Here is an 8753-nt window from a genome sequence, read left to right as displayed (position 1 = left end):
TCATAATAAAAACACCCCAAAAGTTAGATTTTTTCTGTCTAACTTTTGGGGTGCAGTTCATTTCCCTGCTCTTTTAAATAATTATTTTGTACTTGTACGTTTGAATTTAGCGTTTTTCAACATTGTTACTACTGAAGAATCTTCCGAGTCCTTAACATTTGATGTATCAAATGTTAAAACATCTCCAGATACCTTGTATTTAATCTTTTCATCACTACCTTCTTTGGAGGTGAAAGTTTTTTCTTTTTGGTTAACTTTGAGATCATATGATTGTTCATTCTTTTGACCTAAGGCTTCAGCCTTGACATTGAGAGTTCCTTTTGATTCTTTGATCTTAATAGAAATTTCAAATTTAACAGAGTCTTCAATAGACTCAAATTGACTACTAGAGATGCCTTGCTCCTCAAGAAGTTTCTTAAGTTCAGTTTTTGATGGTTTGTAGACATAAGTCCCGTTATCACTTTTGGCACCACAAGCCACCAAGAGAACTGCTGCAAAAACAGCTACAAAAGCCAAAAGAATACGTTTAAAGTTTTTCATAACTTCTCCTTTTTAGTTAGATTAACCCTATTATATCAACAATTCAGACACACGGCAATGAAATATTACAAATGTAATACTCTTGTAATATTTTTATCAACTAATATGTAACGATAAAAATGCAGGATCCGTAACTACCTTCGCTAAATTATTTAACTTTTTTAAACTTAGCCATTTTTATATAGTTTACAAAAATATCAGAACTACTCGAGTTTGATTCTTTCACATCCATAAAGGTTAGCATATGATTAGAAATTTTATACGTCATCTTTGTCCCACTGTGGTCATTCTTCATTACAAATATTTTGTGTTTTTGGTCAACCTTAAAATCATAGGATTGATTGGTATTTTGAACATTTGATTTTATTTGAACCTTCATAACGCCTTCTTTATCCTTAATGATAATCGAAACCCTAAATTTATAATCATCTGTAATGATATAAGCAAGTTGACTTGGTAGCATCTCCCTCACTTCTTCTGTTGTGGGTTCGAATACATAAGTCCCATTATCACCTTTTGCCCCACAAGCTACAAGGAAGATTGCTGCAAAAACTGCTATAAAAGCCAAAAGAAACTGTTTAAAATTTTTCATACCTACTCCTTATTTCATAGAATATCCTTATTATAGCAACAATCTTGTCGTATCTCAATGAAATATTTGATGATACAGGGCTTGTAAAAGTCACGAAAGAAAGAATGCACAAAAAAACCGAGGCCTAAACCTCGGTTTTTATTTTTATTGGAAACTCTATTATTTAAGAGTAACTGAAGCGTCGTTGCTTTAGTTGTTCTCACACAGCTATTTTTTACTTGGTTTCTTTACTTGGCGGGATTGTGGCGGGACTTGCAGTTAGTCCGAGCTCTCCTAACACCTCTGTTATTTCAGCACCGCCAGTAACAATCTGTCTATCATAGAAATGAGAATAGGTGTTTAGTGTTGTAGCTTTGTCCGTTCTTCCTGAACGAGCCGAGACATACAAAACATCTTTTTTTAGAACGTTTATCATAAATGAATCATGACTATGACGTAGACCTTTCCCAGTAATAACCGGAACCTTAGCCACTAGTGCATGCCTTTTTAACATTCTACTTAAGGTAGATTTGTTCATGGGAGTGTTAAACCGTGCTAATACAAAATTATCTTCTCTATTATACACTTGTACAGTTCTCCAATTTTGCAACACTTTAACAGTTTCGTCATCTATTTCTAAGAAACGCATTCCTGCCCTTGTTTTTGTCTGCTCTTTTCGAACGTATTTCCCATTCCCTTGATATTCGAGGGTAGACTGAATATGAATAACCTTATTTTTAAGATCTATATCAGACCACTTTAAACTAAGACCCTCAGAGACTCGCATCCCCGTCATAAAATAAAGCCAGATAGCCGTATAAAACTGCCTCTCTTCATAAACTGTCTGATCAAAAGTTTTTAATACCTTATCAAGTTCCTCTACAGTCCAAAATTCAGTTTTCGGTTTTTCTCCTTTAGGATTGTCTAACTTTCGACAAGGATTATTTTCGATGTATTCCAAGCGTTCTGCATAATTTAAGCACTTCTTCAGTTTACACCAAAGTCCTTTTGCGTAGTTTGGAGAGTAGTCTTCCACTAAAGATAATCTAAAATCTTCACATTCCCTAACATTGATTTCAGACAATTTTTTGTCAGCAAAAACTTCAATAAAAGTCTTATACTGAGGATAAGCAGTTTGATAGGTTACGGGCTGAACAGTTTTCTTATAATAAGGCAAATAAACATCTTCCATAAATTTTGAAAATGGAATATCTAATTGTGGCCTATTTGCACTGGCACTAGCTATTTTAGCATTGTATTCAGTTCTTATCCTACAGACTTCGTCAAAGGCTTGCTTTTCTGTTTTAAAATCAATTCCAAATTGATCTTTATAAGATTTAACCCTAAACCTCTTTCGGTCACCCGTAGACGGATCTACACTGAATTCAACCTCATAGTAAATTTTTCCTTTCTTATTTCGACTTACGCATTTATATTTTTTACTCATTTTGTTCCTTTCTTTCAGAAAGCAACTTAAAGCCGAGTAATTCTTCTACAATATACGTAGGAGCTAAATTAAGACGAGAATTATCAAATGGTGATTTACTTAATTCTACCACATTATTCGATAAAGCTCTAGATTCTTCAAATTGTCGAACAGCAATTAACTTTGCTTGTCTTATAATATCCCGTGCCGTATGTTCAGGAAAACCTAATTTCATTAATTCTGTATGATTTATTGTTAGCATTATCTCTTCCTTCTAATTCTTAATTACAGAGATTTCCATCTTTTGATAAGGCTTAGAATAGTTCAACAAATTAAATCATTAACCAATAGCCATAAACTACTTTTCTTTAAAATAATTGTACATCGCATAATAGTCAAATTCCATTTTAATGCCGGTTCTTCCATTACGATTTTTTAAAACTACTAACTCAATTTCTCTAGGATTTCTTGATTTCGCTTCATTAACGTCAAAGCTATCTCGACCAGTCCCCTTAAGTTGAAGTCCAATCAAAACATCGCTAGAATACTCGATTGCACCGCTCTCCTTGAAGGACTGCATACTGACAATAGATTTGTAGTTTTCTCTATTGAAAGAAGAGATCACGATTAATGGAGTTTTAAAGTCTCGACTAATCCTTTTCAATTCTATTACCGATCTGTCTGTGTTTTGTTTTTCAGTAAATCGTTCATTCACTGGGTATAGAATCTGTAAATAATCAATAATAACAACGGGTACTTTTCCAGTATATTTGATATGGTCTTTTACAGTATTTCGAATACAATTCACACCAATAGGTCCAGTACCTTCTACAATGTAAATATTTTTGCAGTATTGCGAGTAATTTTCTCCAGCTTTTTTAATCAAATCAATCTCTGGGTTGCTGTAACCTGAATATCTACTCCCCTCAGTAATTCCTCGTGTTGTTTTTGCATTTCTGACATCACTATTAGAGGCAATAGATTCGATAACTGTGTGACGACTAATACTTTTACTAATTATTTCCCATCTAGACATTTCAATACTAAAAATCAAAACATCAGTTCCCTGTGCTGCAATTTGATCAGCAATCTGAGTTACAAATGTTGTCTTACCAAGAGAGGAAATTGCACCAACACAATATAAGCCTTCGTAAAGACCACCTTCTAATAGGTCATCTAAACCTTCAAAATTTGTTTTAATACATGAATTATTAGAACCATTCTTAATATCATTAAAAAACTTCGGAAGATGAATAGCTGTTGAATTTTCAAGATACCGCTCTTTTTCACTTTTGGTTTGATTGATTGCATTTTCTACCATTTTGTTAAATACTCCTTTATTTTTCACTAACATTTCGTTAGGATCTTTTACGTCATCAATAGTTAATTTGAAAGAAATAAATTTTATTTTCTTACTTCTAAATTGCTCTGCTAATTTTAGTTCAGCCTCTCTCCCCTTTTCGTCTTGGTCCAATGAGAGAATGAATGTACGATCAATTTTTAGATCAGAAACAAGATTAATTAATTTATTTATATTTCCAATACTACCAAGTCCTACTGCCTTTCCACCAACTTCAACGATGCTCATGGCATCTATTTCGCCTTCTACAATAAAAATTGGATCCGTAGATTTTTTGAAGAGTTCGCTTTTATTAAAAAGATCGCTCCCTCCCACTTTCTGTTTCATATAGTTCAATTGAGGTTCGGGTACAATATCTCTTGTATCACGAGCAAAATAACAACTTTCACTTAAAGGAATAATTAACCGAGGTGTTTCAGGAACATTAGGATTAGTCACATGGGGATGCTTCCATTTTTTTACGTAACCAACTTTAAACCGTTGGACTGTTGAAAAACTCAACCCTCGTTTAAGAAAATAGTCAGTTTCACAAAGATGCTTTATTGCCTCATTATAAAAACTTGAATAATTATCTTTTTTCTCTTCTCCCTTTAAAGGAAAAACAGCATTGTAATTCAAATATTCACTCTTCTGGTAATTGAATCCATCACATTCAGTTGATAGATTAAACAACTCTCTGACACGCTTCAATTGATCCTTAAATTTATCAAGTCCTTCTACATAGCCGATAAGATCAAAGATATCTCCACCTCTATCGCAAGAGAAACATTTCCATTGCGTTTCATCGTAAATGTGAAAAGCACCAGTTCTGTTTCTTCCTTCACCACTGTGGCAAAGAGGGCAAATATATGCTCCCTTACCACCTTTACGACTTGGTTCAGAGATTTGGTCAATGTATACTTTCAAATAAGATTTTTCTTCTTCAAACATATTTGTACTCCTTTTTTCATTGCCAGTAAAAAAATAAAATCCGGATTTTTTTCTTTACTGGCAAAATTATAGCATTGCCTTCAATACGAAAATTGAAGGCGTATGCTGCTTATTAATATTATTAGTATTGAAAATCAGAGATGCTAAAATATCAGTTATACCAAGGGTGAAAAAATTTTTTACAAAATCAACATACCCCAAATTCTAATTCAAAATACCCCAATTTTTAATTCAACATACCCCATACATAAATCCTGATTTAATCAAAGCAAATCAATAAATCAGTGAATTTAAATCCCTGAAACCTTAAAATGAACCCTATATTTTTGAAAATCAAAAAAAGAATCCATCTTTATCTGTTTTTTTGATAAAGGTTCACAATTTGGATTACAGTATTCCCAACAAACTAGGATTTTATCATCGGCTAGTTTATCAAGTGAATTAGTTAAGCTCTCCTCAATTCTTGAACGCCAACCACCTTTTTTCAATCTAACTTCTTCTATTGCTGGAATTTTAGGACATACATTTAACAGAGCTTCAACTGATATGACTTCATGAATTTTTTTCTTTCTATTATTATTGAGACTTTGATGATAGACTAGTTTCTTTGCGATAGAATAAACATTTTTACTACGTTCATCAATTTTAAAAAGTCTGAGAGGGAAATTTGTCACATAAGAAGTAATTAAATATCTAACGAATTTTTCAGTCAATTGAACTGTATAAACTCCTTTTTTGCATTTGAATTCCTCAATCAGTTTCATATCTTTGAATTCTTTGATTTCCGATTTTCTCTTTTCTGCGGTACTAATAGAAAGATCGTTTAGCAAACTTAATGCCTCTTCAATGATACGACGTACATTTTTCTTCGTTGAAGTACTTTTTAGATTATTTTTCCCCATCAGTTCTGCATACTGTTTAATTGAAAATTCAACCAAGCAATTAACAGCCTCTTCTTCACTTAGTCTATATTGGTTCTTCTTCCCTACAAGCAAAATTAATAAATCTAACATCTTCAAAACTCGGAGTTTGAAATAATCTTTGTTAGCATCAAAATTTTCAATATGAATCGTACCAGGCCCTAAATGAATCGATGTTCGATTAGTGATTCGATCCCTTACTTTGTCATCTGTTTTCAAATTAACAGAAGGTAGCAAATTCAAAGTCGGTGTATTTAAAATCTTCTCGATTTTCTTGTTTTTATCAACAGGCATTATATAACCTCTTTTTTTATTTATTTGAAAAGATTATTGAGGGCACAAAAAAAGAGCTGTTAGCTTGGCTTGTTTGCTAACAACTCTCTTGCTCTCAATAAATTTTTTTCTTTCCATACTAATAGTCTGCCATTTTTTGATGAAAGTAAAAAAAAGAAAAATCAAAAAAAGTCGCTTTTTCTACCAAAAATTGCTCAATTTTCTACTAAAATTTAAAAAGGACACTTTACAAAGTGCCCTTTAAAATAGCGGAAATAGTGATATTTTAAGGATTTTAATACACATTATAAGATCTTCCATATAGGATTAAAATTTTTTTGAAAAAATTTTTAATGACCAAATTAAAAAAATTTTTTAATTTCATACCTAGGATTATAGTTTCAACTGAAGAACACTAAATCATTCCTATACGGAGAGACAATTTGTATAGTTATTTATGATTTATTTCAATCCAAAGCCTATTTTTCTTCTAATTCCAAGATTTGATTTTACCTGAAAAAGAATGCTGATAAATCAACATTCTTTTTATGTTATTTTTGAACAAAATGGTGCGATTTGACTGTTTAGCTACCAATAAGATACCACAAATTTAAGAAAGTCTTTCATCTTAAACGCCAAATTCAATGATTTCTCTTGATATTTCTTCATATCTATCTTCTTTTAAAAGAGGTGATTCAACTCTAATCTTACAATAATCTCCATCAATTCTATATAAATTTTCTCTGATTACTGAAAAGAAAGTCTGAGTCTTTAATGTCAAAAAATATGAACCTATAGCTCTAAACATTCTCTCTTGTGATATTGTATCAATTTCATTCTTTACGAAAGAGTCAATAGCAAATGGAATCTTAAATTCACTGTTACTTGCTATTAAATTCATATAAATTAGGTAGCTTTCAATTAGTCTAAAATAGCATAGTATCAGACACTTGCAGAATTCTATCTGTATTTTATTTTCAATACAACTGATTATCAAATGCAATATATTGGATTGTATTTCAATTTGAACTCTGTGTTAATCACGAAATCTATAATCTTCTAACTTAATAACCTCATCATAATTATCTTTATTGAATTTATGAGCAATTTCAATAATTGTACAATCTTGAGAGTAAATAAGCTGTCGAATCTCTTTGGCATTCGTATCATCCAATGAAGCTGTTACCTCATCAACAAGTAGAATGGGCTTCAATCTAAGCAAAGCTCTGGCAAGTTCCAATTTCATCATTTGACCACCTGATAGATTTTGTCCATCAAGGTGTAGTTCAAGATTATTGCCAACTTCCTTAAGAAGATTAACTTTCTGTAACACATCTATTATACTACTGTCTAAAAAATCTTGGAAGAGAGTTACATTATCTCTTAAACTACCGTTAAAAATATAAGGCTTTTGATGAATGACTGATACACAATCATACGATGGCTCAAAAGACATTCCATTCTCATTTTCAAAAGAAATAGTTCCTGAAAATTCAGTATCTTCGTCGCTTAAAAGTTTAAACAGAGTAGATTTTCCACTACCGCTTGCTCCCGTCAGTAAAACCTTTTTTCCAAAAGGAATATTAAGAGATAACTGTTGAAAGAGCTTTTTTTCTCCAAATGATTTACTTAAATGATCAATATCAATACATAATTTTCTTCCTTCAACGTTTTTTTCCTCTACGTCAGTAAATCCATCACTTAACTGTAAAATAGAAACTACCTTATCTCTAATAGCTGTGGATGATTGTAGACTAGAAGTGCCTTCTAGCAATTGTTGTAATGGAGAAATAAGATTCATCGAGGCCGTCATCATGGCCAGTAATGTCGTCAGAGTTAAAGAGGTTGTTCTCATCAAAAATAAGCCTACCATCAGAGGGATAACTAGCCCTATACCTTTGAGAGGTCCTGTCCAAAACATGACTAAATTATGACTTGTGAAATAATGGTATTGCTTCCTTTCAGTGTTTTTGATAGCATCCAACACATGAGCCGAAAACTGCTGGCTAGCTTGATTACTACGAATAGTATCTATTCCTTTTGTAAAATCCGTGATAGAAGCCATACTGTTTTCTCTAGCTTTACTTAATTCCTCCCCTCGTTTCTTCAACATCTTATGAAAGACAAACTGGGGTATGATCATTAAGAATCCCCCAACTGTAAACATCAGACCTAGTTGGATATGTTGTATCAAAAGATAGGACACAGATGCTAGAATAGATAGACCAAAGATAGGATAAATAATGAGCGGGACCAGATACTCTTGCCAAAACATTAGAATATCTTGTGCTAAAAAGGAATTTAATTCTGATGGACTGTATTGCAATGTTCTTTGATAGAACTTCTCAATAGCTTTTTTAGAAATGAGCACATTAAATTCTTCAATGATTGCTCGTGCTAGGAGATTATTGACATACATACAAGCGTAGATAAATGCAAATAATAACACTCCACTTAATCCAAATGTTAGAATCATTCGATTGTCATTTACATCAATTTTTCCTGCTACCTGTATGAGAAATGAAGTAAGTAAGCCTTGTAAGGAATACAGTAGCGAAAATAATAGATAAAAAAATAATTTAGTTTTTGAAATATGCTTAAAAATAGTTTCCATCTCATTCCACCTTCAATTCATAGTTGACCTTATTTGATAAAATCTCAAGTTCAAAATTTTGTAAAATATTTTGTCGCAGACAAGATTTTTGAAGACGTCATAATCTTGATCAAAATCAT

Annotated in this window: 8 protein-coding genes; all 8 read right to left on the bottom strand. The window is 32.1% G+C overall.

Features of this window, described 5'->3' with window-relative positions:
- Positions 1-81 precede the first annotated feature (81 nt).
- Entirely contained in the window at positions 82-540 is a 459-nt protein-coding gene (locus tag ADH92_RS00050; RefSeq protein WP_049495679.1) for a hypothetical protein, read from the bottom strand.
- A 148-nt stretch (positions 541-688) separates the two neighbouring features.
- Entirely contained in the window at positions 689-1132 is a 444-nt protein-coding gene (locus ADH92_RS00045; RefSeq protein ID WP_049495677.1) for a hypothetical protein, read from the bottom strand.
- A gap of 214 nt (positions 1133-1346) precedes the next feature.
- The gene (locus ADH92_RS00040) at positions 1347-2558 is read right to left on the bottom strand and encodes a tyrosine-type recombinase/integrase (protein WP_049495673.1); all 1212 of its coding nucleotides are present in this window, start codon (positions 2556-2558) and stop codon (positions 1347-1349) included.
- Complete coding sequence (locus ADH92_RS00035; RefSeq protein ID WP_049495670.1) at positions 2551-2799, bottom strand: DUF3173 family protein; 249 nt, start codon at positions 2797-2799, stop codon at positions 2551-2553. Before ADH92_RS00035 ends, ADH92_RS00040 begins: the two co-directional genes overlap by 8 nt.
- Before the next feature lie 96 nt (positions 2800-2895).
- Positions 2896-4827, bottom strand: coding sequence for a DnaB-like helicase C-terminal domain-containing protein (locus ADH92_RS00030; RefSeq protein ID WP_049495668.1), 1932 nt, complete (start codon positions 4825-4827; stop codon positions 2896-2898).
- A gap of 290 nt (positions 4828-5117) precedes the next feature.
- Entirely contained in the window at positions 5118-6041 is a 924-nt protein-coding gene (locus ADH92_RS00025; protein ID WP_049492934.1) for a hypothetical protein, read from the bottom strand.
- Between the two features lie 607 nt (positions 6042-6648).
- Positions 6649-6921 carry a hypothetical protein gene (locus tag ADH92_RS00020; protein ID WP_201036814.1) on the bottom strand — a complete coding sequence of 91 codons (273 nt, stop codon included), beginning with the start codon at positions 6919-6921 and terminating at the stop codon, positions 6649-6651.
- 135 nt (positions 6922-7056) lie between these two features.
- Positions 7057-8634: an ATP-binding cassette domain-containing protein gene (locus tag ADH92_RS00015; RefSeq protein ID WP_049495664.1), complete on the bottom strand. Its 1578-nt coding sequence runs from the start codon at positions 8632-8634 to the stop codon at positions 7057-7059.
- Positions 8635-8753 lie beyond the last annotated feature (119 nt).

The organism is Streptococcus parasanguinis, from assembly GCF_001073155.1.
In the GTDB taxonomy this organism is placed as follows: domain Bacteria; phylum Bacillota; class Bacilli; order Lactobacillales; family Streptococcaceae; genus Streptococcus; species Streptococcus parasanguinis_D.
Note: the sequence above shows the minus strand (reverse complement) of the source record. Positions and strands in the feature narration are given on the sequence as shown.